A 24161-nucleotide genomic window follows, 5' to 3' on the forward strand; every position below is an offset into this window, starting at 1 on the left:
CGGTTCGCCGGGCCAGTACTAAATCATGTCCAGTCATTACCTTCGCATCTTTCAGCAGCCCAAATCAGCCATTCTGCTGATGCTTGGCTTCGCCTCAGGTTTACCTCTGGCGCTGACATCCGGTACGCTCCAGGCGTGGATGACAGTGGCTAATGTCGATCTGAAAACCATCGGTTTCTTCTCGCTTGTCGGCCAGGCCTATGTATTTAAATTTCTCTGGTCGCCGATGATGGACCGCTACACTCCTCCGTTCCTCGGCCGACGCCGCGGCTGGCTACTCCTTACGCAACTGGGTTTACTTGTCGCGGTCGCTGCGATGGGCTTTCTCGAACCAGGCAGTCATCTACGCTGGATGGCGGGGCTGGCGGTAGTTATCGCTTTTTGTTCGGCATCGCAGGATATCGTCTTCGATGCGTGGAAAACGGATGTGCTACCCGCGGATGAGCGGGGGACCGGGGCTGCAATTAGCGTTCTGGGTTATCGCTTGGGCATGTTAGTGTCTGGCGGCCTGGCGCTGTGGCTTGCGGATCGCTGGCTCGGCTGGCAAGGCATGTACTGGCTGATGGCCGGTTTGCTGATCCCTTGTATCATCGCAACATTACTTGCTCCCGAACCTGGTGATGCGATACCTGCACCACGTACACTGGAACAAGCCGTTGTCGAACCGCTGCGCGATTTCTTTGGTCGTAATAATGCCTGGCTTATCTTGCTATTGATTGTCCTTTATAAGCTTGGCGACGCGTTCGCGATGAGCCTGACAACCACCTTTCTGATTCGCGGCGTTGGGTTTGATGCCGGGGAAGTGGGGGTGGTAAACAAAACCCTTGGGCTTATCGCCACCATTATTGGCGCACTCTGGGGCGGTGTATTGATGCAACGATTGTCCCTGTTTCGCGCGCTGTTGATTTTCGGTCTGCTGCAGGGTATTTCGAATGCCGGGTATTGGCTGCTGGCTGTTACGCCAAAAGATATCATCAGCATGGCGTCAGCGGTTTTTCTGGAGAATCTCTGCGGCGGAATGGGCACGTCTGCCTTCGTCGCTCTGCTCATGACACTGTGCAACAAGTCCTTTTCAGCCACACAATTCGCCCTGCTTTCCGCACTGTCTGCCGTTGGTCGGGTTTACGTTGGTCCGCTGGCAGGCTGGTTTGTTGAAGCCCATGGCTGGTCGATGTTTTACCTGTTTTCTATCGCTGCTGCCCTGCCGGGTCTTCTGATGCTGATTCTCTGTAAAGAGACGCTTGAATTCACGCAGCGCACCGAACGTTTTATGCCACGTACTGAGTTTACCAAAGCCTACCGCCAGGCATTACGTCTGCTTGCAGCTGGCTGTCTGTTATTGGGCATCTGGCTGGTCACGCTGATTGTGAACGCCAGCGGATGGGTCCATATCACTCCTGGAAGCACCTTTCTGGAACTCGGCGCATTACTGGCGCTGATTGGTATTGTCTATGGTGGATTATTAGATTTTCTGGCGCTACGTAAAACGCGTGCGGTCTGAAAGCGCCAGCATCGCTGGCGCTTTCACAATGATTAATTGAAAAAATAGAGCCAGTTAATCACGTAACTATATAACGGTGGCAGGAGGATGAGCCCTAAGACATTGACGAGGGGCGGCAACTGCTTGAGGAACAGGATGGGCAGCATGATCAGTTTTACGACACCATTAAAGGGGATTGCGTACCACTGATGTAAATTACTGCGCACCAGCCACCAGACCGGGTAAGCAATCACCGCCGTAAACATGCAGACCCGCGCAATACCCGCATCCGCTGGCGGATAGTGATACAACAGCGCGTAGATATGGAACAACGGGACCGCCATAATGGCCCATGAAAGTAGCCAGAAGAAAACATGGCTTATGCGTGCGAGACGTTTCTTGCGTTCGTAGCACGACAGCAACACAGGCGCCCCCCACAAGTAAAGAATCACTATCCCCACCATGGCAACCGCCTGCCAGACTAAATGTTCATCAGCACGCACCTGGATATAAAGAGCAAACCCCCAAAACCAGATAGCGATCAGTGCTCCCCACGAGATGGCTGGTGTGGGGGTCGAAAGAAGCCGGAGCAACGCCGGGTTAACCCGTTCCAGTAATTGCGGATAAGTATTTCTGAGCTCCACCACCTGTTTCAGCAGATCCTGAACAAAATCGGGTATGAGTCGTGCCCACCAGGGTAAATGCGGTATTTCGCCGCTAAGAATGCGCCAGGCAAGACGGCGTTGTCGATCCAGGCCAGCTTGTCGGCGTAAATAGTCCCAGTGATTGTCTGCCGCCGTCGCATCAATTTGCGTCTCCAGGGCGTGAACAACCCAGTAAGGCAGAGGTGAATCACGATACCCGCCCAGATCCCATCCCATAATGTCTGACACATTATTGACCAGACTTCGGGAAATGCCCTGTCTTTGACTCAGTGCCTGCGCCAGCTCAAGACTGAATACGCGTCGGGCTTCCAGCGCATCCGGCAGGCGGTGATCCAGATAGTGGCGCAGTGCGTTAAGCGCGTCACTTTCATCCATAAGTAACTGAACGGAAAAACGCTCTGCATCTTCCTTGAGGGTTTCCCTTTGCCAGTCAGGCTGCAAAGGGGCAACCAATTGCGCATCCTCTTGTGATTCAGCTTGCGTTAATTCGCCCAACGCCGGGTCGAAGTTAACCACTGCCTGAACAATGTCGTCCTCCAGCCAAATCATCTCGCCTTTGCTGTACGCTTTCGCCGCATCGAAGGCTTCGCGTAGTTGCTGGTAGCCTTGCGGATCCTGATCCGGACGATGCCGCTTAAGCTCCCGTGCGTATGCCCGGCGAATGACCGATTCATCCGTTGTCGGTTCAATGCCCAGCGTTTCCCAGATTGTCGCCATCACTCACATCCCGTCATCAAATTGATTGAGTACCTGACGCAATTCATCCCGTGCGGTGGCAATCATACGCATATCCTGACGATCAAGTGCCTGCTCAAACTGGCTGGCGTAATGATCGATAATTTGTCGCCGCTCCCCAAGATGTTGTTCGTAACAACGCGAAGCCTCCGCCAGCAAATGACGATTTTCCGGCACATCCCGGGGATGCATTTTCAGGCCATCAAGCTGACGAAGACGTTCACGAATCTCCTCTTCGCTTAGCTGGCCAGGTGCTTTTTCAATGACCAGGGTTGACGCGGTCTCTTCACCCTGAACTTTACATTCGACCTCCAGAATGCCGTCCAGCGTATAGGTAAATCGGACGTCAGCGCTCACGTCCCCGGCTTTGCGGCGCGGGACGGCGATCTTCATTTTATCCAGCAACAGGTTTTCGCTAACCCGACGGGCTTCCCCCTGGTAAACCTCAATCTCCAGATATTGTTGATTATCAAACAGCGTACTCACGGTCTTCATCACGCTAACGGGCACAAAGGCGTTACGTTCAATGATCGGCAGGAAAAACCCGGTATCGATTTTGTCGCCATTTCGTCTTGAAACCTCGATTCCCAGGGAATACGGCATGACATCCGTCAGGACAATATCATCCAGCGCACATGCCCGGGCAATCAGCCCGGCCTGTACACCGGCGCCAAGAGCCACTACTTCATCGGGGTTTAATTCGCTACGCGGGAAGCGCCCAAACATCCGGGTCGCCATCTGACGAACAATCGGCATACGGGTTGCGCCCCCCACCAGAATCACATGGTCGAGGTGTTCAGGGTCAAAATGTGCGTCCTGCAATGCCTGCACCACCGGTTTCTTTAACCGAGTGAGAAGTGAGGCGGCACACTCAGCAAAGGTTTCTGCCGTTAATGTCCAGCCATATTCCTTACCCTCACAACTCAGCGTCGCGCTGGTTTCATCCTGCTGGCTCAGCGCACATTTGAACGTTTCGGCAATCCGGTTTAACGCCGCCGCACACTCCGTATTCGGATGAGCTAACGCAGGGTAACGCTCTTGCATCCATTGACGAATAACCTGGGTAAAATCATCACCGCCAAGCCAGGCGTCGCCGCTGCTGGCGCGAACTTCGATCACCCCTTCAAACATATCGACGATAGAGACATCAAAGGTGCCGCCGCCCAGATCGAAAATCAGGAATTTTTGCTCGCGGTTATCCGCAAGCCCGTATGCCAGGGACGCTGCGGTGGGCTCATTCAGCAAGCGCTCAACCTCAAGTCCGGCCAGCCTGCCCGCCGCTTTAACCGCCTTACGCTGAACATCATTGAAGTAAGCAGGTACGGTGATGACGGCGCGAGAAATAGTGCCGCCCAACGCGACTTCCGCATCAGTCTTAAGTTTACGTAGCACCAGCCCCGACAGCTCTTCTGCCCGAAAGCGCCGTGACCCGAGATTCCACGTTTTATCTGTTCCCATGTAGCGTTTGAAACTGGCAACAGTCAGATGAGGATGGCTGACCAGTCGGGCTTTCGCCGCCTCACCAACCAGCAGATTACCGAAGTCGTCCAGCCCCACGACTGAGGGGGTCAATCTTTCGCCCTGCGCGCCCGTGAGCAGCTGCGGGTTCTCACCATCAAACCACGCGACTGCACTATTAGATGTTCCCAGATCTATCCCAATTATTGGCGAGTCGTTTCCTGTTATGACCATTTTCATCCCTTAGTCACTGATAAAAAAGCAAAAGCGAATCACAATATATTAATCAGTCAGACATTCGAATTCGTTTAGATATTCACTTTCAGTTATTATTTCGCTCAATAAACAAGCAGACATAAAATATTTTACATCCGAATATTTATCGAGAGATGAAGAAAATTTCTTTAATTATTTTGTGCGGTATTAATTAAGGGTTACTCTTGAACGATTCAGCAGGGTTATTAATTAGTTTTTTCCAGTAATGTTCAATAAATGCTGAAATGTTGTTAACTAATTGTTTATGATTTTGATTGGTTATACCAATTTACCCTCCCCCTTATTGTAATCCTGGATTTTCGTTATAACCTTAATGACAGGCTGTGCGAACACCCGATTTTACAGGTTGTTGCATTTCGTGTGACATAATCGGCAGAACCCAGTAACACCATACTGACACTACGCCATTCATGTTTACAGTAATGTAACCTTCCCGTAAAATGCCCGCACACTTTAAACGCCACCAGATCCCCGTGGAATTGAGGTCGGTAAATGAGACTCAGGAAATACAATAAAAGTTTGGGATGGTTGTCATTATTTGCAGGCACGGTTTTACTCAGTGGCTGTGATTCTGCACTACTTGACCCCAAAGGACAGATTGGACTGGAGCAACGTTCACTGATACTGACGGCATTTGGCCTGATGTTGATTGTCGTTATTCCCGCCATCTTGATGGCCGTTGGTTTCGCCTGGAAGTATCGTGCGAGCAATAAAGATGCGAAGTATAGCCCTAACTGGTCACACTCCAACAAAGTTGAAGCTGTGGTCTGGACGGTGCCGATTCTGATCATCCTGTTCCTCGCAGTACTCACCTGGAAAACTACCCACTCGCTCGAGCCGAGCAAACCGCTGGCACATGACGAAGCACCTGTCACGATTGAAGTTGTCGCCATGGACTGGAAATGGTTCTTCATCTACCCGGAACAAGGCATTGCTACCGTGAATGAGATCGCCTTCCCGGCGAACACTCCGGTGGAATTCAAGGTGACGTCCAACTCCGTGATGAACTCGTTCTTTATCCCGCGTCTGGGCAGCCAGATTTACGCGATGGCGGGCATGCAGACCAAACTGCATCTTATCGCCAATGAAGCCGGTACCTATGACGGTATCTCCGCAAGCTATAGCGGGCCAGGCTTCTCCGGTATGAAGTTCAAAGCTATCGCCACGCCGGACCGCGCAGCGTTCGACCAATGGGTCGCTAAAGTGAAACAATCTCAGAACACCATGGCTGACATGGATGCTTACGAGAAAGTTGCCGCACCAAGCGAATACAATAAGGTTGAATACTTCTCCAGCGTGAAACCCGATTTGTTTAAAGACGTTATCAACAAATTTATGGGCCACGGCAAGAGCATGGACATGACCCAGCCAGAAGGTGAGCACGCCTCGCATGAAGGTATGGAAGGCATGGACATGAGCCACGCGGAAGCCTCTCACTAAAGGGGTCGAGGAAGAATACGATGTTCGGAAAACTTACACTGGATGCAGTGCCGTACCATGAACCCATTATTATGGTCACGGTGGCTGCAATTATCGTCGGGGGACTGGCGGTAGTCGGTCTGCTCACTTATTTCAAAAAGTGGGCATGGCTGTGGAATGAATGGTTTACCTCTGTAGACCACAAACGTCTTGGCATTATGTATGTTGCGGTTGCAGTCGTTATGCTGCTTCGTGGCTTTGCTGACGCCGTGATGATGCGTAGCCAGCAGGCGCTGGCTTCTGCCGGGGAAGCAGGCTTCCTGCCACCTCACCACTACGATCAGATTTTCACCGCTCACGGTGTGATCATGATCTTCTTCGTGGCGATGCCATTCGTTATCGGTCTGATGAACCTGGTGGTTCCACTGCAGATCGGCGCGCGTGACGTGGCGTTCCCGTTCCTGAACAACCTGAGCTTCTGGTTCACGGTTGTCGGTGTGATTCTGGTTAACATCTCTCTGGGCGTCGGTGAGTTCGCGCAGACAGGTTGGTTGGCTTATCCACCGTTGTCGGGAATTGAATACAGCCCTGGTGTCGGGGTCGATTACTGGATCTGGGCACTCCAGCTCTCTGGTATCGGTACGACGCTGACCGGTATCAACTTCTTCGTGACGATTCTGAAGATGCGTGCGCCGGGCATGGGTATGTTCAAGATGCCGGTATTTACCTGGGCATCTCTGTGCGCCAACGTACTGATTATTGTCTCGTTCCCCATTCTGACCGTGACCATCGCGCTGTTGACCCTCGACCGTTATATCGGTACCCATTTCTTTACCAACGATATGGGCGGCAACATGATGATGTACATCAACCTGATTTGGGCCTGGGGCCATCCGGAAGTGTACATCCTGGTTCTGCCGGTGTTCGGGGTGTTCTCCGAAATCGCAGCGACCTTCTCGCGTAAACGTCTGTTTGGTTACACTTCGCTGGTATGGGCGACCATCTGTATTACCATCCTGTCGTTCATCGTCTGGCTGCACCACTTCTTTACTATGGGTGCAGGCGCGAACGTAAACGCCTTCTTCGGTATTACGACGATGATCATCGCCATCCCGACCGGCGTGAAGATCTTCAACTGGCTGTTCACCATGTACCAGGGTCGCATTGTGTTCCACTCTGCGATGCTGTGGACCATCGGCTTTATCGTCACCTTCTCTGTGGGCGGTATGACCGGCGTTCTGCTGGCGGTTCCAGGTGCGGACTTCGTCCTGCACAACAGTCTGTTCCTGATTGCCCACTTCCATAACGTTATTATCGGCGGTGTGGTGTTCGGCTGCTTCGCAGGTCTGACTTACTGGTGGCCGAAGGCATTTGGTTTCACGCTGAATGAAACCTGGGGCAAACGCGCATTCTGGTTCTGGATCATCGGCTTCTTCGTTGCATTTATGCCACTGTATGTGCTGGGCTTTATGGGTATGACCCGTCGCCTGAGCCAGCAGATTGACCCGCAGTTCCACTCCATGCTGGTAATTGCAGCTTGTGGTGCGGCATTGATTGCTATCGGTATCCTCTGCCTGCTGATTCAGATTTACGTCTCTATTCGCGACCGCGACCAGAACCGTGACCTGACCGGTGACCCGTGGGGTGGCCGTACGCTGGAATGGGCGACCTCTTCTCCGCCGCCGTTCTATAACTTCGCAGTAGTCCCTGAGATTCACGAACGTGACTCCTTCTGGGAAATGAAAGAAAAAGGCGAAGCGTACAAGCAACCGGCGCATTATGAAGAAATTCATATGCCGAAAAACAGCGGTGCGGGTGTTGTAATCGCCGCCTTCGCAACGGTGTTTGGTTTCGCGATGATCTGGCACATCTGGTGGATGGCGATTGTTGGCTTCGCCGGCATGATCATTACCTGGATTGTGAAAAGCTTCGACGAGGACGTGGATTACTACGTACCGGTTGCAGAAATCGAAAAACTGGAAAAGCAGCATTTCGATGAGATTTCTAAGGCAGGGCTGAAAAATGGCAACTGATACTTTAACGCATGCGAATGCCCACGCGCACGAACATGGGCACCACGATGCAGGCCCGACTAAGGTATTTGGGTTCTGGATCTACCTGATGAGCGACTGCATTTTGTTCTCATGCCTGTTCGCTACCTATGCCGTTCTGGTGAACGGCACTGCGGGTGGCCCGACTGGCAAGGACATTTTTGAGCTGCCGTTCGTGCTGGTAGAGACCGCACTGCTGTTATTCAGCTCCATCACCTACGGCATGGCGGCAATCGCCATGTACAAAAACAACAAAAGCCAGGTTATTTCCTGGCTGGCACTGACCTTCTTGTTCGGTGCCGGGTTCGTAGGCATGGAGATTTATGAATTCCATCACCTGATCGCAGAAGGTATGGGTCCGGATCGCAGTGGCTTCCTCTCCGCGTTCTTCGCGCTGGTAGGTACCCACGGTCTGCACGTTACCTCAGGTCTGGTATGGATGGCAGTTCTGATGTTCCAGATTTCGCGTCGCGGCCTGACCAGCACTAACCGTACCCGTATCATGTGCCTGAGCCTGTTCTGGCACTTCCTGGACGTGGTGTGGATCTGTGTGTTCTCTGTAGTTTATCTGATGGGGGCGATGTAATGAGTCATTCAACGGAACACGGCGCTTCCCACGGTAGCGTAAAAACCTACATGACAGGTTTTATCCTGTCGATAATCCTGACGGTTATTCCGTTCTGGATGGTGATGAGCGGCACGGCATCTCATGCTGCGATTCTGGGCACCGTACTGGTTACCGCGGTTGTGCAGATTCTGGTGCATCTGGTTTGCTTCCTGCACATGAACACTAAGTCCGATGAAGGCTGGAATATGACAGCTTTCGTCTTTACCGTGATTATCATCGCAATCCTGGTAGTCGGCTCCATCTGGATCATGTGGAACCTCAACTACAACATGATGGTTCACTAAGAGCGGCGAGTATGTTGAAGCAATACCTGCAAGTAACGAAACCTGGCATTATTTTTGGCAACCTGATCTCGGTGATCGGTGGGTTCCTGTTGGCCTCTAAAGGCCATATTGATTACCCGCTGTTCGTCTACACGCTGGTTGGCGTGTCGCTGGTTGTCGCATCCGGTTGTGTATTTAACAACTACATTGACCGTGACATCGACAAGAAGATGGAACGGACCAAAAACCGCGTGCTGGTCCGGGGCCTGATTTCGCCAAAAGTCTCGCTGGTTTACGCTGCCTTGTTGGGTATTGCTGGCTTCATGCTACTGTGGTTTGGCGCGAATCCTCTGGCCTGCTGGCTTGGGGTGATGGGCTTTGTGGTGTATGTAGGCGTCTATAGCCTGTATATGAAACGCCACTCGGTCTACGGCACGCTGATCGGCTCGCTTTCCGGCGCAGCGCCTCCGGTGATTGGTTACTGTGCCGTCACCGGCGGATTTGACAGCGGTGCGGCTATTCTGCTGGCAATTTTCAGCCTCTGGCAGATGCCACATTCATATGCCATCGCTATTTTCCGCTTTAAAGATTACCAGGCGGCAAACATCCCGGTACTGCCGGTGGTGAAAGGCATTTCGGTCGCCAAGAACCATATCACGCTTTATATCATCGCCTTTGCGGTGGCAACACTGATGCTTTCCCTTGGCGGCTACGCCGGGTACAAATATCTGGTGGTTGCCGCGGCCGTAAGCGTATGGTGGCTGGGTATGGCGCTGCGAGGCTACAAAGTGGAAGACGATAAAGTCTGGGCGCGTAAGCTGTTCGGCTTTTCCATCATCGCGATTACTGCGTTAAGCGTGATGATGTCAGTGGATTTTATGGTTCCTGACTCTCACAATCTGCTTGCCGCTGTCTGGTAACGGATAACACCTGTAAAAAAAAGCCGGGGATGCCCCGGCTTTTTTATGTCTGTCGGTTGACTGGCGCTCTCTGGTTTCCCTATATCCCCCTCCCCTCTTTACCGCCACTCCTCAGCACAGCCTTAATGAGACCATCTGAACGGCTTTTTCAAGCGCTACAACAGCAGGGGATTGCACGCAGACTGGATTTGCAAACGCCCTGAAAACTATCCATTCAGGGCTTTTATTAAGCGCATGGTGGCACAGGAATAAATACCATTCACAGCCTCGTAATATCTATTAAACAATCACCTATTTACCGCGCCTGACACCCCGCCTAAACTATGGCCTGTTTTTAGATTGAGGTGGTGATGAACGATTATAAAATGACGCCAGGCGAGTTGCGCGCAACCTGGGGTTTAGGGACTGTTTTTTCCCTGCGCATGCTTGGCATGTTTATGGTCCTGCCCGTTCTGACCACATATGGCATGGCATTACAGGGTGCCAGTGAGGCGTTGATTGGTCTGGCGATTGGCATTTACGGCCTGGCCCAGGCGATATTTCAAATTCCCTTCGGTCTGCTTTCAGACCGCGTTGGTCGCAAACCGCTTATCACAGGCGGCCTCGCCATCTTTGTTGTCGGCAGTATCATTGCGGCTCTCTCAGACTCCATCTGGGGCATTATTCTTGGACGTGCGTTACAGGGCTCCGGCGCCATTGCGGCTGCGGTGATGGCGCTGCTCTCTGATTTAACCCGTGAACAAAATCGTACCAAAGCCATGGCCTTTATTGGTGTCAGCTTCGGTGTGACCTTTGCTATCGCCATGGTGCTTGGCCCGATCATCACCCATAAACTGGGCCTGCATGCCCTTTTCTGGATGATTGCGGCGCTGGCGACCCTGGGTATCGCATTAACATTGTGGGTGGTGCCGGACAGCAAAAATCACGTCCTGAACCGCGAGTCAGGTATGGTAAAAGGCTGCTTTAGCAAGGTGCTGATGGAGCCAAAACTGCTGAAACTCAATTTCGGCATCATGTGTCTGCATATCCTGTTGATGTCGACCTTCGTCGCCCTGCCGGGCATGCTCGAGGCCGCTGGATTTGCCGCCCGCGATCACTGGAAAATCTACCTCGTCACAATGCTGGTGTCGTTTGTTTCCGTTGTACCTTTCATTATTTATGCGGAAGTGAAGCGCCGCATGAAACGCGTGTTTGTATTTTGCGTCGTGCTACTGCTTATTGCGGAGATCGTCCTCTGGGGGGCTGGCCCCCATTTCTGGGAGCTGGTGCTGGGAGTACAGATTTTCTTCCTCGCCTTTAACCTGATGGAAGCCCTGCTACCGTCGCTTATCAGTAAAGAAGCCCCTGCCGGGTACAAAGGCACGGCGATGGGGATTTACTCCACCAGCCAGTTCCTTGGGGTGGCAATTGGTGGCGCGCTGGGGGGCTGGGTAGACGGTCTGTTCGACTCACAGACGGTCTTTCTGGCGGGCGCGCTGTTGTCCATGATCTGGCTGCTGGTGGCCGGAAGCATGCAGGAGCCGCCCTATGTCAGTAGCCTGCGCATTGCGCTACCGGAGGGCATCATGCCAGATGCCTCACTGCAGGCGCGACTGCTGGCAACCGAAGGGGTGAGCGAAGTACTGGTCGTCGCTGAGGAACGCAGCGCCTACGTCAAAATAGACAGCAAAGTGACTAACCGTTTTGAGGTTGAGCAAGCCATCAGCAGGGCATAAAAAAAGCGGGGAACACCCGCTTTTTTGTTAATCGCGGAAGTTTTTGAACTGGAAAGGCTGCCCCAGATTTCCACCGCGCACCAGCGCCATTGTCGACTGCAAATCGTCACGTGATTTTCCGGTAACGCGAATCTCTTCACCCTGAATTTGCGTCTGCACTTTCAGTTTACTGTCTTTAATCAGCTTAACGATCTTTTTGGCAACGGCGCTCTCAATACCCTGCTTGAGTTTTGTTTCAACGAACCAGGTTTTGCCACTGTGGACAAACTCTTCCGGTACATCAATTGATGTGCCTTCGATGCCGCGTTTTAACAGCTTCGCACGCAAAATATCCAACAACTGATTGACCTGAAAATCAGACTCACTGAGAACTTTGATCGTCTTATTCTGTTCATTCAGCTCAAAAGTGGCTTCAACGTTACGAAAATCGAAGCGTGTTTCAACTTCACGGGTCGCATTTTCAACGGCGTTGCGGACTTCCTGAAGATCAACCTCAGAAACAATATCGAAAGATGGCATCTTTTCTTCTCCCTCAGTGTTTATTGCGATGCATAATACCCGCAACAAAGCATAACTCAACTTGTAATAGCCGAATGCAGTGCTGACGGCGCTATACTGTAAGCAGTGACACCTGGCGCAGTTGCAGGTGAGGAGGAACAATGAAAATTACCGTACTCGGATGCGGTGCTTTAGGGCAATTATGGTTAACTGCTCTGTGCAAGCATGGACACGAAGTACAGGGTTGGTTGCGCGTACCGCAACCCTTTTGCAGTGTGAACCTGGTTGATGAAGACGGCTCCATTTTTAACGAATCCCTGACCGCGAACGATCCAGAATTTCTGGCGAGCAGCGACTTATTGCTGGTCACGCTTAAAGCCTGGCAGGTCTCTGATGCGGTTAGAAGTTTAGCGGCGACTTTGCCTGCTACTACCCCCATTTTGCTTATTCATAACGGCATGGGGACAGTAGAAGAGCTGAAATCACTGCAACAACCTTTACTGACAGGCACTACAACGCACGCGGCGCGGCGCGACGGTAATGTCATTGTGCATGTGGCCAGCGGCACGACGCATATTGGCCCGGCGAGGCAACAGGACGGCGACTTTAGCTATCTGGCTGATAGCCTGCAGGAGGTGCTTCCGGATGTGGCCTGGCACAATAACATCCGTCCGGCCCTCTGGCGGAAACTGGCGGTCAACTGTGTGGTAAATCCGCTGAGCGCACTGGAAAATTGCCGAAACGGCGATTTGCGTAGCTTTCCCGATGAAATCAAAAAAATCACCCATGAGGTCGCAGCCGTCATCGAGCGTGAAGGCCACCATATCTCGGCGGATGAGCTACTCAGCTATGTCTATCAGGTGATTGATAACACGGCGGATAATATCTCCTCAATGTTGCAGGACATTCGCGCCATGCGTCATACCGAGTGCGATTACATCACCGGCTACCTGCTCAAACGCGCTCGTGCCCACGGTATCGCGGTGCCGGAAAACGCGCGGTTATATGATTTAGTGAAACGTAAGGAGAGTGAGTATGAGCGCATCAGCTCTGGTATGTCTCGCCCCTGGTAGTGAAGAGACCGAAGCGGTCACCACTATCGACCTGCTGGTACGCGGCGGCATCAGTGTGACCACGGCCAGTGTCGCCAGCGACGGTAATCTTGCGATCACCTGCTCACGTGGGGTTAAACTGCTGGCAGATGCCCCCCTTGTCTCTGTAGCAGACGGTGATTTCGACGTTCTCGTCTTACCGGGTGGAATCAAAGGGGCAGAATGTTTTCGTGACAGCCCGCTTCTGGTAGAGACCGTAAGACAATTCCATGCCTCCGGGCGTATCGTCGCGACCATTTGCGCCGCTGCCGCCACCGTGCTGGTACCACATAACCTGTTCCCGATTGGCAATATGACCGGCTTTCCGGCGCTGAAAGAGAAGATTCCGCCGGAACAGTGGCAGGACAAACGCGTCGTCTGGGATCCGCGCGTGAAGTTACTCACCAGCCAGGGACCGGGAACCGCTATCGACTTTGCACTAAAAATTATTGATCTGCTGGTCGGAGGGGAAAAAGCCCATGAAGTGGCGTCGCAGTTAGTCATTCCAGCCGGAATTTATAACTATTACGGCGCTTAATGTGCCTGCTTAGCCCGCCTGGATTTCCCTGGGGGCGCCAGACAGGCCGGGCTAAATGCCGCCCGGCCAACAGGCACAGCAACGTTCAGGGACGATAGACCTTAACGTTGTTAAAACCCTGCTCACGCAGATAAAGCGCCTGTAAACGGCTCATCACTCCACGCTCACACCAAAGCAGCCAGGTTTTGCTCTGATCAAGGTCGCCGAATTTGGTGCTCAGCTTATAGAACGGCAGCGACACCACGTCGATACCCTCCACCGCCAGCGGCTTATCGTCTTGCTCATCAATGGAACGGATATCAAGAATCACATCGTTCGGACCAAAGCCGCTTACCGTTTCGACCTCCACAACCGTTTCGCTGGTTTGCGCGGCGATTTCGCGAATATCGATATTGGAGGCCTCTTCCACCACCCGGTCGAGAATGGCGAAGTCGAAGTTCTCCTCTTCCGCTTCGATTTTGGCCTTCACGGCTTTCACCGTCGGGCTTTTCGAAATAACACCGCAATATTCCGGCATGGTACGGGCGAAATCTTCGGTACCGATTTCACGCGCCAGATCGATGATGTGCTCTTTATCGTAAGAGATCAGAGGACGCAGGATCAGGGTATCGGAGACATTATCAATCAGGCGCAGGTTGGTCAGTGTCTGGCTGGAGACCTGGCCAAGAGCTTCACCGGTCACCAGTGCCTGCACGCCATAGCGCTCGGCAACTTTGGATGCCGCTCGCACCATCATACGTTTGAGCACGACACCCATCTGACCATCGTCGACTTTTTCGAGGATCTCGCCGACCACAGGCTCAAAATTGATGGCGACGAACCGTACGCGGTGGGAGCTGCCAAAGCGGTTCCACAGGTAATGCGCAACCTGACGCACGCCAATCTCATGCGCAGCACCGCCCAGGTTAAAGAAGCAGTAATGCACGCGGCAGCCGCGACGCATCAGCATATAGCTCGATACACCCGAGTCAAAACCACCGGAAATCAGTGACAGGACATCTTCCTGCGTACCAATCGGAAAACCACCAATGCCTTCGTAACGGCCTTTTACCAGCAGCAGGCGATCATCTTCGATCTCCAGATTCACGGTGACATCCGGGTGTGTCAGTTTCACGCGGGCGGACTCAACGTGCTGATTCAAACCGCCGCCGACGTAGCGTTCAACTTCAATCGAACTGAATTCGTGCTTGCCGCGACGTTTCACCCGCACGCAGAACGTTTTACCTTCAATCTGCTCGCGATATTGCACCAGCGCTTTTTCGAAAATATCGTGCAGAGAGGTGAACGGTACATCTTCCACCTCCAGAATATGGTGAATACCTGGGATACGGGTGAGTGCGTCGCGGATCACCAGACGTTGGTTTTCATCTTTGGCGCGCACTTCGATATTATCCCAGTGACGGACAACGGCGAGGGTCTCATCATACTGCTTAAGAACGTTACGAATGTTCCCGGTAAGAATTTTAATAAAGCGCAAACGCACAGATTGGCTTTTGATGGTGATTTCCGGGAACAATTTAATGATAAACTTCATGGCGGCAATGGTTCGTTGGTAAGCCCGACGGGGCGTGTAATGGAAAATAGTACAGCAGCCCTTATACACAAAATCATTCAAAATGCTTCGCGGCGGCGACTGAGTGAACCCAGGAGCTTACTCACGTAAGTCACTGGGGTGAACAAAGGCAGCCAATAAAGAAGCAGTTTGAAGGATGAAGTGTATACCGCGGCTGCCATCCAGGCGCGGAAGTATACCACCATCGCGAAGCTCCTGCGCATTTTGCATGACCATTGCGCGTTATTTGCTAAGCCTCACGACTTCGCTACCATATCGTAGTCGGTATCAATAAGAGTCAGACATTCACTATGCCAAAGAAAAACGACGCACCCGCCACATTTGAAACAGCGTTAAGCGAGCTGGAACAGATTGTTACCCGTCTTGAAAGCGGCGATCTTCCCCTGGAAGAAGCCCTTAATGAATTCGAACGCGGCGTACAGCTTGCCCGTCAGGGACAAGTGAAACTCCAGCAGGCGGAACAGCGCGTACAGATTTTGCTGTCCGAGAATGAAGAAGCTCCTCTCACGCCGTTCACACCGGATAACGAGTAAATGGAATTTAGCCAACAATTACAGGCCTGTGTCGAACATGCCAATGATGCATTGCGGCGATTTATTGCCCCCCTTCCCTTTCAGAACACTCCTCTGGTTGAGGCAATGCAGTATGGCGCATTATTAGGCGGTAAGCGCCTGCGTCCGTTTCTGGTCTATGCGACCGGCGGCATGTTCGGCGTCAGCCGGGAAACCCTGGATGCCCCTGCAGCGGCGGTTGAGTGTATACACGCCTATTCGTTGATTCACGATGACCTGCCTGCCATGGACGACGATGATTTACGTCGTGGCTTGCCCACCTGCCACATCAAATTCGGCGAAGCTAATGCGATACTGGCCGGAGATGCACTGCAAACGCTGGCGTTCACTATACTCAGCGATGCGCCCATGCCAGAAGTGGCAACCCAGGATCGCCTTGCCATGGTACGCGAACTGGCCATTGCCAGTGGCGCTGCAGGTATGTGCGGAGGTCAGGCTCTGGATCTCGCCGCAGAAGGTCAGCAGGTCGATTTGGCGGCGCTGGAGCGCATTCATCGCCATAAGACAGGCGCGTTGATTCGCGCGGCGGTAAGAATGGGTGCGCTGAGTGCGGGCAATGCAGGTCACCAATGGTTGCCGGTGCTGGATAAATACGCCGAGAGCATAGGTCTGGCCTTCCAGGTTCAGGATGACATCCTGGATGTTGTCGGCGATACTGCGACTCTTGGTAAACGCCAGGGGGCCGATCAGCAGCTCGGCAAAAGCACCTATCCTGCGTTACTGGGCCTTGAGCAAGCCCGGATGAAAGCCCGTGATCTGATTGCCGATGCTCGCCAGTCTCTGGATCTGCTGGCAGCGCAATCACTGGATACAACGGCACTGGAAGCACTGGCGAATTACATAATCCAGCGTGATAAATAAACAATACGCTTTGAATCTTCCGGGCTGCCGAAAGGCAAAAACATCGCCCTATGGATGACGAGCAACACGATGAGTCTCTGATGAGTTTTGATATAGCCAAATACCCGACCCTGGCACTTGTTGATTCCACTGCGGAATTACGTTCGCTGCCGAAAGAGAGCCTGCCAAAGCTGTGCGACGAACTGCGTCGCTACCTGCTCGACAGCGTGAGCCGCTCCAGCGGACACTTCGCCTCCGGGCTTGGCACGGTTGAACTGACCGTGGCACTTCATTATGTCTATAACACGCCATTTGATCAGTTAATCTGGGACGTTGGCCACCAGGCTTATCCGCACAAAATTCTTACAGGCCGACGAGATCGCATCGGTACTATCCGGCAGAAAAACGGCCTGCATCCTTTCCCGTGGCGCGGTGAGAGCGAATACGATGTCTTAAGCGTCGGCCATTCATCTACATCCATCAGCGCGGGCATTGGTGTTGCCGTTGCCGCAGCGAAAGAGGGTAAACAGCGCCGTACCGTCTGTGTGATTGGCGACGGCGCGATTACCGCCGGGATGGCATTTGAAGCCATGAACCATGCGGGCGATATTCGCCCTGATATGCTGGTTGTGCTAAACGACAATGAAATGTCGATTTCCGAAAATGTCGGCGCGCTGAACAACCATCTGGCGCAGCTACTGTCCGGTAAACTCTATTCCACGCTGCGTGAAGGCGGCAAAAAGGTGCTTTCCGGTGTTCCGCCGATCAAAGAGCTTATCAAGCGCACCGAAGAACATATCAAAGGCATGGTGGTGCCAGGCACCCTGTTTGAAGAGCTGGGCTTTAACTACATTGGCCCGGTCGACGGTCACGATGTTCTGGGGCTTATCAATACCCTTAAGAATATGCGCGGTCTGAAAGGCCCGCAGTTCCTGCATATCATGACCAAAAAAGGCCGGGGCTATGAGCCCGCCGAGAAAGACCCTATCACCTTCCATGCAGTGCCGAAATTCGACCCAACCAGCGGTACCCTGCCAAAAAGCAGCGGCGGTATGCCGAGCTATTCGAAAATTTTCGGCGACTGGCTGTGTGAAATGGCGGCAAAAGACAGCAAACTGATGGCGATTACGCCCGCAATGCGTGAAGGTTCAGGCATGGTGGAGTTTTCTCGTAAATTCCCGGATCGCTATTTCGATGTCGCGATCGCTGAACAGCATGCGGTGACGTTTGCTGCCGGACTGGCGATTGGCGGTTATAAGCCAGTTGTCGCAATCTATTCCACCTTCTTGCAGCGCGCCTATGATCAGGTTATCCACGACGTCGCTATCCAGAAACTGCCGGTGCTGTTCGCTATTGACCGCGCGGGGATTGTCGGCGCGGACGGCCAGACCCACCAGGGTGCGTTTGATATTTCCTTCCTTCGCTGTATCCCTGACATGGTTATCATGACGCCAAGCGACGAGAACGAATGCCGCCAGATGCTGTTTACCGGATATCACCACAATGCAGGCCCGAGTGCCGTACGCTACCCGCGTGGTAACGTACCCGGTGTTACCCTTGAACCGCTGGAAAAACTGCCGTTAGGTAAAGGCGTAGTGAAGCGCGAAGGTGAGAAAATCGCCATCCTGAATTTCGGTACGTTATTGCCGGAAGCCGCAAAAGCAGCAGACGCGCTCAACGCTACGCTGGTTGATATGCGTTTCGTTAAACCGCTTGATGATGCATTGATCCTTGAACTGGCGGCACGGCATGAAGCGCTGGTTACACTGGAAGAAAACGCAATCATCGGTGGCGCGGGCAGTGGCGTAAACGAGCTATTAATGTCGCAGCGTAAACCGGTTCCTGTCCTTAATCTTGGCCTGCCGGACTTCTTCATTCCGCAGGGAACCCAGGAAGAAGCGCGTGCCGAACTGGAACTGGATGCTGCGGGTATTCAAGCCCGTATCACGCGCTGGCTCGCATAACCTCCTCTGATGCTCCTGCTATGCTTAACGGTAACGTTTTTTTAATCTTACTCTACATAGTTCGCGTTTCAGTAAGGCGGCAGACCTGTGAATCCCCGGGAGTATAGCTAACTATGTGACCGGGGCGCGCTGGCGCTGGCAACGCATCTGCAACCGAAATGTGACGAGTAAAAGCAGGAGTGGAGAGATGCAATACAACACATTAGGAAAAACAGATCTAAAAGTTTCCCGCCTTTGCCTTGGCTGTATGACCTTTGGCGAGCCAGACCGTGGCAATCATGCCTGGACGCTGCCGGAAGAGAGCAGCCGTCTTATTATCCAGCACGCCCTCAATGGCGGAATTAACTTCTTCGATACCGCGAACAGCTATTCTGATGGTAGCAGTGAGGAGATCGTGGGCCGTGCGCTACGCGACTTTGCCCGCCGTGAAGAGGTGGTGGTTGCCACCAAGGTCTATCATGCATCCGGCACGCTCACGGAAGGCCTCTCCCGCGCGCAAATTCTGCGTTCCATTGATGACAGCTTGCAACGCCTGGGGATGGACTATGTCGATCTGCTGCAAATCCACCGCTGGGATTACAACACGCCGATTGAAGAGACGCTGGAAGCGCTCAATGATGTCGTAAAATCCGGGAAAGCCCGTTATATCGGCGCATCTTCCATGCATGCCCACCAGTTCGCGCAGGCGCTGGAATTGCAAAAACAGCACGGCTGGGCCCCCTTTGTCACCATGCAGGATCACTACAATCTCATCTATCGTGAAGAAGAGCGTGAAATGCTGCCTCTCTGCTATAAAGAAGGAGTCGCGGTGATCCCATGGAGTCCACTGGCGCGCGGTCGCCTGACACGGCCCTGGGGTGAAACCACTGCCAGGATTGTATCGGACGAAGTGGGGAAAAAGCTCTATAACGAAAGCGATGAGAACGATGCGCAGATTGCTGAACGTCTTGGCTTTATAGCCGAAGAAACGGGCGCTACGCGCGCACAGGTCGCGCTGGCGTGGCTGCTGAGCAAACCCGGTATCGCCGCACCGATTATCGGCGCATCGCGCGAAGAGCAACTGGAAGAGCTGTTACAGGCAGTAGATTTAACGCTCAAACCGGAGCAGATCGCTGAAATGGAAGCACCGTACAAACAGCATCCGGTGGTCGGATTTAAGTAATGCGTTAGTGAGTTATTAAATGCTGGAATGTCCCGGATGCGGCGTTCAACGCCTTATCCGGGCTATGTCTGATGAAGGTTAGAGAATACCAATCGGCCAGTGGTGTCCCAGCGCATACAAAATACCTGCGGAGATTATCCCGGCCACAATATCATCAACCATGATCCCCATGCCTCCATGCACATTGCGGTCAAACCAGCGAATCGGCCAGGGTTTCCACATGTCGAAAATGCGGAAAATCACAAAACCGGCGGCAACCCACTGCCAGTCGTTAGTCGGTAGCGCCATCAGGGTGATCCACATCCCGATAAATTCATCCCAGACGATGCTGCCATGATCGTGCACACCCATATCTTTCGCCGTTCGATGGCAAAGATAAACGCCCACGCTAATCCCCAGCATCACCAGCAGCGAATAGATCTGCAACGGGAGAAAGGTCATCAGATACCAGAACGGGATAGAGGCCAAAGAGCCCATTGTTCCCGGCACGACAGGGCTTAATCCGCTGCCAAATCCCGTGGCCAGCAAATGCCATGGGTTGCTCATTTTCAAACGGCTTTTGGCAATGTCTTTAAAGCGCGGCAAAATGATCATATCCTTTCCAGTCAAGCGTTACTGTTTTACCTTCGCGGGTAAAATTCAGGCCTTCCACATCAGCGCTCATCTGTCCAATACAGGTCACAGGCACACCCAGATGGCCAACGGCAACCTCCAGCGCGCCCCGGTTGATTTCCGGTACGGTAAAGCACAGCTCGTAATCTTCGCCACCTGATAAGGCCCAGCGCAGAGCCTGTTCCGCATCCACATGACGCGCAATGGCCTGCGAATAAGGCAACGCATTAAGATCAACCCGCGCGCCGCAACCACTGGCCTTGAGAATATGCCCAAGATCCGAGATCAAACCATCGGAAAGGTCGATCGCCGAGCTTGCCAGGTTGCGCATCGCCTGTCCGTGTAAAACGCGGGGAACGGGGCGCAGATGTCGCTGCAATAGATATTTTGCATCTTGTGCGTCGGCCACCTGCAACTGCTTCTGCAAAATAGCCAGCCCTGCGGCGCTATCCCCCGGCGTGCCGGTGACATAAATCCAGTCACCCGGTTTTGCTCCACTACGTTTTAAGGCGCGTCCGGCGGGGACATAGCCATGAATACCCAACGTCATCGACAGCGGGCCACGGGTCGTGTCGCCGCCAATGAGTTGCATGTCGTAGTAATTGAGTTGTTCGAACAGGCTGTCGCTAAACGCCTTAAGCCACTCTTCATCGACACTCGGCAGCGTCAGCGCGAGCGTTAGCCATGCCGGATCAGCCCCCATCGCCGCCAGATCGCTAATATTCACTGCCAGTGCTTTATATGCCAGGTCAGCCGGTTCGATATCAGGAAGAAAATGGATGCCTGACACGAGTGTGTCAGTGCTGATTGCCAGCGTCTGCTTTTCAGGTACGTTGAGCAGTGCACAGTCGTCGCCAATGCCGGTATCAACGTCACGACGCGAGCTTGTTACACGGTCAAAATAACGGGCAATCAGGGAAAATTCGCCGCATGCCATACGTTATGCCTCAGCAAAGAAAGGAAAAAGCCGGATCGGGCGTGTCAAAACAACGCCCAATGCCGGCTTACGGATCATTTTTTGTGGGGACGGATCGCGGGGGCTGCTTTGTCGAGCACGCCATTTACAAATTTGTGGCTGTCTTCTGCACCGAAGGTTTTCGCCAGTTCGATAGCTTCGTTAATCGCAACTTTGTACGGAACATCATCACGTTTAGACAATTCGAACAGGGCAATGCGCAGCACCGCCTTTTCAACCTGGCCCAGCTCTTCCAGCAGGCGGGACAGGTACGGCTTCATCAGGCCGTCGAGATACGCGCTGTTAGTCGCCACCCCGGTCAACAGTTCACGGAAGTACAGAACGTCCACATCTTTTACGTCCTGTTCCGCCAGGAACTGGTATTCAACATCAGCGATGTCGTTCTGGGACAACTGCCAGGAGTAAAGCGCCTGGACGGCACACTCACGGGCGCGGCGACGAGCAGCAGGTTTCACGGAATTCCCCTTACAAAATTCAGGCCTTGATGGCTTTCAATACGTTAATCATTTCCAGCGCGGTCAGTGCAGCTTCTGCACCTTTGTTACCGGCTTTGGTGCCAGCGCGTTCGATGGCTTGTTCAATACTTTCAGTGGTCAGAACACCGAAGGCTACCGGGATTCCACTGTCCTGAGCGACATGCGCCAGGCCATTGCTTGCACCGCCAGCCACATATTCAAAGTGCGCGGTGCCGCCACGGATTACGGTGCCCAGCGCAATCACCGCGTCATATTTACCGGTTTTCGCCAGTGCGTCAGCCGCCAGTGGCAGTTCATAAGCGCCCGGAACCCAAACAACGGTAATGTTGTCATCTTTTACCTGACCAATGCGTTTCAGGGCGTCAATCGCACCTTCCAGCAGGCTGTCATTGATAAAGTTGTTGAAACGCGCAATGGTGATGGCGACGCGAGCGTCCGGGGTAGCAACGTTAGCTTCAATAATGTTCATACTCTTCCTTTACAGGTTCAGTTCAGACCCCGCAGGGGGGCGGATTTTATCATAATATTTCACGCGCTGCCTCCCTTTTACAGCAGAGGCTACGCGTGGGTCAGATGCAGGCAGACGTCTGGCCCAACCTGACGTATCTCATTGAATTTAAAAGACGGGGCATCTGCCAGCGCTTCAAGACCTGGCAGTACGCACAGCCCTCGGGCATCCGCACCCAGCAGTTTCGGCGCAAGATAAACAATCAGTTCATCGACCAGACCCGCCTGCAGTAATGCACCTGCAAGATGCGCCCCGGCTTCCACCCAGATGCTGTTGATCTGCTGTTTGCCCAGCATCATCATCAAAGTGACCAGGTCCGCATGACCACGATGTTCCGGAACAAGGATCTCACGAACGGATTCAGGCCAGGCGCGGCTGTCATGGCGCGTACGCGCAAACCAGGTCTCCCCTGGCTGTTGCACTAAAGCGTGTTCAGGTGTCACGCGATTCTGGCTATCCACCACGATGCGTACCGGCTGGCGCAGGTTTTCCTGCGGATATAATCCCTGTACGTCCGGGCTAAGTTCATCCCAGCGGACGGTCAGTTTAGGGTCATCTGCCAGTACCGTCGCGCTAGTGGTCAAAATCGCGTGACTTTGGGCGCGTAAACGCTGTACATCGCGTCTCGCCTGCGGCGACGTGATCCACTGACTCTCGCCGCTGGCCATCGCTGTACGACCATCAAGGGATGCGCCAAGTTTAAGCTGGATCCAGGGGAAACCGGTACGCATGCGCTTTAAAAAACCTTTATTCAGCGCTTCGGCCTCTGCCATCATCAGGCCATGGCTGACCTCAATGCCTTCCTGCTGCAGGCGGTACAAACCACGCCCGGCAACCTGTGGATTCGGATCCTGCATTGCAGCCACAACGCGGGAGACGCCTGCGGCAATAAGCGCTTCGCAGCATGGCGGCGTACGGCCATGATGGCTGCACGGCTCAAGCGTCACATACGCGGTTGCACCGCGCGCACGCTCACCCGCCATACGCAATGCATGAACCTCGGCGTGCGGCTCACCCGCACGATAGTGGAAGCCTTCACCAACAATTTCGCCATTATTCACAATCACACAACCGACATTCGGATTCGGATGGGTGGTGAAACGTCCGCGTTGCGCGAGCTTAAGCGCGCGCGCCATGTACATTTCGTCCAGCATGGTCAGTCCTGTAAACGGGCGATCTCTTCGCCGAACTCTTTGATATCCTCGAAGCTGCGATATACCGACGCAAAACGGATATAGGCAACTTTATCGAGCTTTTTCAGCTGTTCCATGACCAGATTACCGATCATTTTGCTGGGGACTTCACGCTCGCCGGTCGCACGTAATTGTGACTTGATGTGATTCAATGCCATTTCAACGTCGTCGGAACTGACCGGGCGTTTTTCCAGCGCTTTTAACATGCCGCTGCGTAGCTTATCTTCGTTAAACGGTTCACGAACCTCATTGCTTTTCACAACGCGCGGCATGACAAGCTCTGCCACTTCAAAGGTGGTGAAACGTTCATTGCATACCAGACACTGGCGACGGCGACGGACAGACGAACCTTCACCGACAAGGCGAGAATCAATTACTTTGGTATCCACGGCGAAACAGAATGGGCAATGCATACGACGTCCTGGCGAGTGAGTTAACTGAAATCTATTTTACCCTGAACTGGCATGACAACAAAGACGAGCCGATTTTGAGACAATGGATCGATGGCAACGCAGTCGTTGCGATCTACCATTAAAAACATCCTCATC

General features: G+C 53.1%; 24 protein-coding genes. 14 read left to right on the forward strand and 10 right to left on the reverse strand.

Annotation, left to right across the window (positions count from 1 at the left end; translation table 11 throughout):
* The first annotated feature begins 25 nt into the window (after positions 1–25).
* Positions 26–1501, forward strand: a complete 1476-nt coding sequence (gene ampG / locus AAIG39_RS02090; protein WP_343193088.1) for a muropeptide MFS transporter AmpG — start codon at positions 26–28, stop codon at positions 1499–1501.
* A gap of 32 nt (positions 1502–1533) precedes the next feature.
* Here ampG and AAIG39_RS02095 read toward each other — a convergent pair whose 3' ends face one another.
* Complete coding sequence (locus AAIG39_RS02095; protein WP_343193089.1) at positions 1534–2862, reverse strand: J domain-containing protein; 1329 nt, start codon at positions 2860–2862, stop codon at positions 1534–1536.
* Between the two features lie 3 nt (positions 2863–2865).
* A complete protein-coding gene (locus AAIG39_RS02100) occupies positions 2866–4572 on the reverse strand; it encodes an Hsp70 family protein (protein ID WP_343193090.1) in 1707 nt (568 codons plus the stop codon).
* A 534-nt stretch (positions 4573–5106) separates the two neighbouring features.
* On the opposite strand from AAIG39_RS02100, the gene cyoA reads away from it, so the two are divergent.
* The 6 genes from cyoA (at position 5107) to AAIG39_RS02130 (ending at position 11610) form a co-directional block, all read left to right on the forward strand.
* Complete coding sequence (gene cyoA, locus AAIG39_RS02105) at positions 5107–6054, forward strand: cytochrome o ubiquinol oxidase subunit II (protein WP_047371584.1); 948 nt, start codon at positions 5107–5109, stop codon at positions 6052–6054.
* A gap of 20 nt (positions 6055–6074) precedes the next feature.
* Positions 6075–8066, forward strand: coding sequence for a cytochrome o ubiquinol oxidase subunit I (gene cyoB, locus AAIG39_RS02110; RefSeq protein ID WP_071195838.1), 1992 nt, complete (start codon positions 6075–6077; stop codon positions 8064–8066).
* Complete coding sequence (locus tag AAIG39_RS02115) at positions 8056–8670, forward strand: cytochrome o ubiquinol oxidase subunit III (protein WP_090082618.1); 615 nt, start codon at positions 8056–8058, stop codon at positions 8668–8670. Before cyoB ends, AAIG39_RS02115 begins: the two co-directional genes overlap by 11 nt.
* Positions 8670–8996, forward strand: coding sequence for a cytochrome o ubiquinol oxidase subunit IV (locus AAIG39_RS02120; RefSeq protein ID WP_090082621.1), 327 nt, complete (start codon positions 8670–8672; stop codon positions 8994–8996). Before AAIG39_RS02115 ends, AAIG39_RS02120 begins: the two co-directional genes overlap by 1 nt.
* Before the next feature lie 11 nt (positions 8997–9007).
* On the forward strand, positions 9008–9895 hold the full coding sequence (gene cyoE / locus AAIG39_RS02125) for a heme o synthase (protein ID WP_071195839.1): 888 nt from the start codon (positions 9008–9010) through the stop codon (positions 9893–9895).
* 350 nt (positions 9896–10245) lie between these two features.
* Positions 10246–11610 (forward strand): MFS transporter, encoded by a 1365-nt coding sequence (locus AAIG39_RS02130; RefSeq protein ID WP_090082624.1) that lies wholly within the window; start codon positions 10246–10248, stop codon positions 11608–11610.
* A 27-nt stretch (positions 11611–11637) separates the two neighbouring features.
* Here the strand turns inward: AAIG39_RS02130 and AAIG39_RS02135 are convergent, their stop codons facing one another.
* Complete coding sequence (locus AAIG39_RS02135; protein WP_041852513.1) at positions 11638–12129, reverse strand: YajQ family cyclic di-GMP-binding protein; 492 nt, start codon at positions 12127–12129, stop codon at positions 11638–11640.
* A 140-nt stretch (positions 12130–12269) separates the two neighbouring features.
* Between AAIG39_RS02135 and panE the strand changes: the two genes are divergently transcribed.
* Together panE and yajL are read left to right on the forward strand one after the other, a co-directional pair.
* Positions 12270–13181: a 2-dehydropantoate 2-reductase gene (panE, locus tag AAIG39_RS02140; RefSeq protein WP_343193091.1), complete on the forward strand. Its 912-nt coding sequence runs from the start codon at positions 12270–12272 to the stop codon at positions 13179–13181.
* A complete protein-coding gene (gene yajL / locus AAIG39_RS02145; protein WP_090082629.1) occupies positions 13144–13737 on the forward strand; it encodes a protein deglycase YajL in 594 nt (197 codons plus the stop codon). The genes panE and yajL overlap by 38 nt, the downstream gene beginning before the upstream one ends.
* 85 nt (positions 13738–13822) lie before the next feature.
* On the opposite strand, the gene thiI is transcribed toward yajL, so the two are convergent.
* Positions 13823–15271, reverse strand: a complete 1449-nt coding sequence (thiI, locus tag AAIG39_RS02150) for a tRNA uracil 4-sulfurtransferase ThiI (protein WP_090082632.1) — start codon at positions 15269–15271, stop codon at positions 13823–13825.
* Between the two features lie 329 nt (positions 15272–15600).
* On the opposite strand from thiI, the gene xseB reads away from it, so the two are divergent.
* The 4 genes from xseB (at position 15601) to AAIG39_RS02170 (ending at position 19848) form a co-directional block, all read left to right on the forward strand.
* Entirely contained in the window at positions 15601–15843 is a 243-nt protein-coding gene (gene xseB, locus AAIG39_RS02155; RefSeq protein WP_090082635.1) for an exodeoxyribonuclease VII small subunit, read from the forward strand.
* Complete coding sequence (gene ispA, locus AAIG39_RS02160; protein WP_090082638.1) at positions 15844–16743, forward strand: (2E,6E)-farnesyl diphosphate synthase; 900 nt, start codon at positions 15844–15846, stop codon at positions 16741–16743. It begins immediately after the preceding gene.
* Between the two features lie 80 nt (positions 16744–16823).
* Positions 16824–18686 (forward strand): 1-deoxy-D-xylulose-5-phosphate synthase, encoded by a 1863-nt coding sequence (gene dxs, locus AAIG39_RS02165; protein ID WP_249569910.1) that lies wholly within the window; start codon positions 16824–16826, stop codon positions 18684–18686.
* A gap of 187 nt (positions 18687–18873) precedes the next feature.
* Complete coding sequence (locus AAIG39_RS02170; protein WP_343193092.1) at positions 18874–19848, forward strand: aldo/keto reductase; 975 nt, start codon at positions 18874–18876, stop codon at positions 19846–19848.
* A gap of 78 nt (positions 19849–19926) precedes the next feature.
* Here the strand turns inward: AAIG39_RS02170 and pgpA are convergent, their stop codons facing one another.
* From pgpA to nrdR, 6 genes are all read right to left on the reverse strand, one after another.
* Positions 19927–20442: a phosphatidylglycerophosphatase A gene (gene pgpA, locus AAIG39_RS02175; protein ID WP_343193093.1), complete on the reverse strand. Its 516-nt coding sequence runs from the start codon at positions 20440–20442 to the stop codon at positions 19927–19929.
* Complete coding sequence (gene thiL, locus AAIG39_RS02180; RefSeq protein ID WP_343193094.1) at positions 20420–21397, reverse strand: thiamine-phosphate kinase; 978 nt, start codon at positions 21395–21397, stop codon at positions 20420–20422. The genes pgpA and thiL overlap by 23 nt, the downstream gene beginning before the upstream one ends.
* A gap of 74 nt (positions 21398–21471) precedes the next feature.
* On the reverse strand, positions 21472–21891 hold the full coding sequence (nusB, locus tag AAIG39_RS02185) for a transcription antitermination factor NusB (RefSeq protein ID WP_041852523.1): 420 nt from the start codon (positions 21889–21891) through the stop codon (positions 21472–21474).
* 19 nt (positions 21892–21910) lie between these two features.
* On the reverse strand, positions 21911–22381 hold the full coding sequence (ribH, locus tag AAIG39_RS02190; protein WP_041852524.1) for a 6,7-dimethyl-8-ribityllumazine synthase: 471 nt from the start codon (positions 22379–22381) through the stop codon (positions 21911–21913).
* Positions 22382–22470: 89 nt separating this feature from the next.
* Positions 22471–23574: a bifunctional diaminohydroxyphosphoribosylaminopyrimidine deaminase/5-amino-6-(5-phosphoribosylamino)uracil reductase RibD gene (ribD, locus tag AAIG39_RS02195; protein ID WP_343193095.1), complete on the reverse strand. Its 1104-nt coding sequence runs from the start codon at positions 23572–23574 to the stop codon at positions 22471–22473.
* Between the two features lie 2 nt (positions 23575–23576).
* Positions 23577–24026 carry a transcriptional regulator NrdR gene (nrdR, locus tag AAIG39_RS02200; protein WP_047371600.1) on the reverse strand — a complete coding sequence of 150 codons (450 nt, stop codon included), beginning with the start codon at positions 24024–24026 and terminating at the stop codon, positions 23577–23579.
* On the opposite strand from nrdR, the gene AAIG39_RS02205 reads away from it, so the two are divergent.
* Positions 24014–24148 carry a hypothetical protein gene (locus AAIG39_RS02205; RefSeq protein ID WP_283775973.1) on the forward strand — a complete coding sequence of 45 codons (135 nt, stop codon included), beginning with the start codon at positions 24014–24016 and terminating at the stop codon, positions 24146–24148. The genes nrdR and AAIG39_RS02205 overlap by 13 nt on opposite strands.
* Positions 24149–24161 lie beyond the last annotated feature (13 nt).

The organism is Phytobacter palmae (assembly GCF_039409775.1).
Classification (GTDB): domain Bacteria; phylum Pseudomonadota; class Gammaproteobacteria; order Enterobacterales; family Enterobacteriaceae; genus Phytobacter; species Phytobacter palmae.

What these genes read in the sequence shown, in the direction of transcription:
- ampG (WP_343193088.1), top strand. Translation starts at nt 26, where the DNA reads ATGTCCAGTCATTACCTTCGCATCTTTCAGCAGCCCAAATCAGCCATT.
- AAIG39_RS02095 (WP_343193089.1), bottom strand. Translation starts at nt 2,862, where the DNA reads ATGGCGACAATCTGGGAAACGCTGGGCATTGAACCGACAACGGATGAA.
- AAIG39_RS02100 (WP_343193090.1), bottom strand. Translation starts at nt 4,572, where the DNA reads ATGGTCATAACAGGAAACGACTCGCCAATAATTGGGATAGATCTGGGA.
- cyoA (WP_047371584.1), top strand. Translation starts at nt 5,107, where the DNA reads ATGAGACTCAGGAAATACAATAAAAGTTTGGGATGGTTGTCATTATTT.
- cyoB (WP_071195838.1), top strand. Translation starts at nt 6,075, where the DNA reads ATGTTCGGAAAACTTACACTGGATGCAGTGCCGTACCATGAACCCATT.
- AAIG39_RS02115 (WP_090082618.1), top strand. Translation starts at nt 8,056, where the DNA reads ATGGCAACTGATACTTTAACGCATGCGAATGCCCACGCGCACGAACAT.
- AAIG39_RS02120 (WP_090082621.1), top strand. Translation starts at nt 8,670, where the DNA reads ATGAGTCATTCAACGGAACACGGCGCTTCCCACGGTAGCGTAAAAACC.
- cyoE (WP_071195839.1), top strand. Translation starts at nt 9,008, where the DNA reads ATGTTGAAGCAATACCTGCAAGTAACGAAACCTGGCATTATTTTTGGC.
- AAIG39_RS02130 (WP_090082624.1), top strand. Translation starts at nt 10,246, where the DNA reads ATGAACGATTATAAAATGACGCCAGGCGAGTTGCGCGCAACCTGGGGT.
- AAIG39_RS02135 (WP_041852513.1), bottom strand. Translation starts at nt 12,129, where the DNA reads ATGCCATCTTTCGATATTGTTTCTGAGGTTGATCTTCAGGAAGTCCGC.
- panE (WP_343193091.1), top strand. Translation starts at nt 12,270, where the DNA reads ATGAAAATTACCGTACTCGGATGCGGTGCTTTAGGGCAATTATGGTTA.
- yajL (WP_090082629.1), top strand. Translation starts at nt 13,144, where the DNA reads ATGAGCGCATCAGCTCTGGTATGTCTCGCCCCTGGTAGTGAAGAGACC.
- thiI (WP_090082632.1), bottom strand. Translation starts at nt 15,271, where the DNA reads ATGAAGTTTATCATTAAATTGTTCCCGGAAATCACCATCAAAAGCCAA.
- xseB (WP_090082635.1), top strand. Translation starts at nt 15,601, where the DNA reads ATGCCAAAGAAAAACGACGCACCCGCCACATTTGAAACAGCGTTAAGC.
- ispA (WP_090082638.1), top strand. Translation starts at nt 15,844, where the DNA reads ATGGAATTTAGCCAACAATTACAGGCCTGTGTCGAACATGCCAATGAT.
- dxs (WP_249569910.1), top strand. Translation starts at nt 16,824, where the DNA reads ATGAGTTTTGATATAGCCAAATACCCGACCCTGGCACTTGTTGATTCC.
- AAIG39_RS02170 (WP_343193092.1), top strand. Translation starts at nt 18,874, where the DNA reads ATGCAATACAACACATTAGGAAAAACAGATCTAAAAGTTTCCCGCCTT.
- pgpA (WP_343193093.1), bottom strand. Translation starts at nt 20,442, where the DNA reads ATGATCATTTTGCCGCGCTTTAAAGACATTGCCAAAAGCCGTTTGAAA.
- thiL (WP_343193094.1), bottom strand. Translation starts at nt 21,397, where the DNA reads ATGGCATGCGGCGAATTTTCCCTGATTGCCCGTTATTTTGACCGTGTA.
- ribH (WP_041852524.1), bottom strand. Translation starts at nt 22,381, where the DNA reads ATGAACATTATTGAAGCTAACGTTGCTACCCCGGACGCTCGCGTCGCC.
- ribD (WP_343193095.1), bottom strand. Translation starts at nt 23,574, where the DNA reads ATGCTGGACGAAATGTACATGGCGCGCGCGCTTAAGCTCGCGCAACGC.
- AAIG39_RS02205 (WP_283775973.1), top strand. Translation starts at nt 24,014, where the DNA reads ATGGGCAATGCATACGACGTCCTGGCGAGTGAGTTAACTGAAATCTAT.
- nrdR (WP_047371600.1), bottom strand. Translation starts at nt 24,026, where the DNA reads ATGCATTGCCCATTCTGTTTCGCCGTGGATACCAAAGTAATTGATTCT.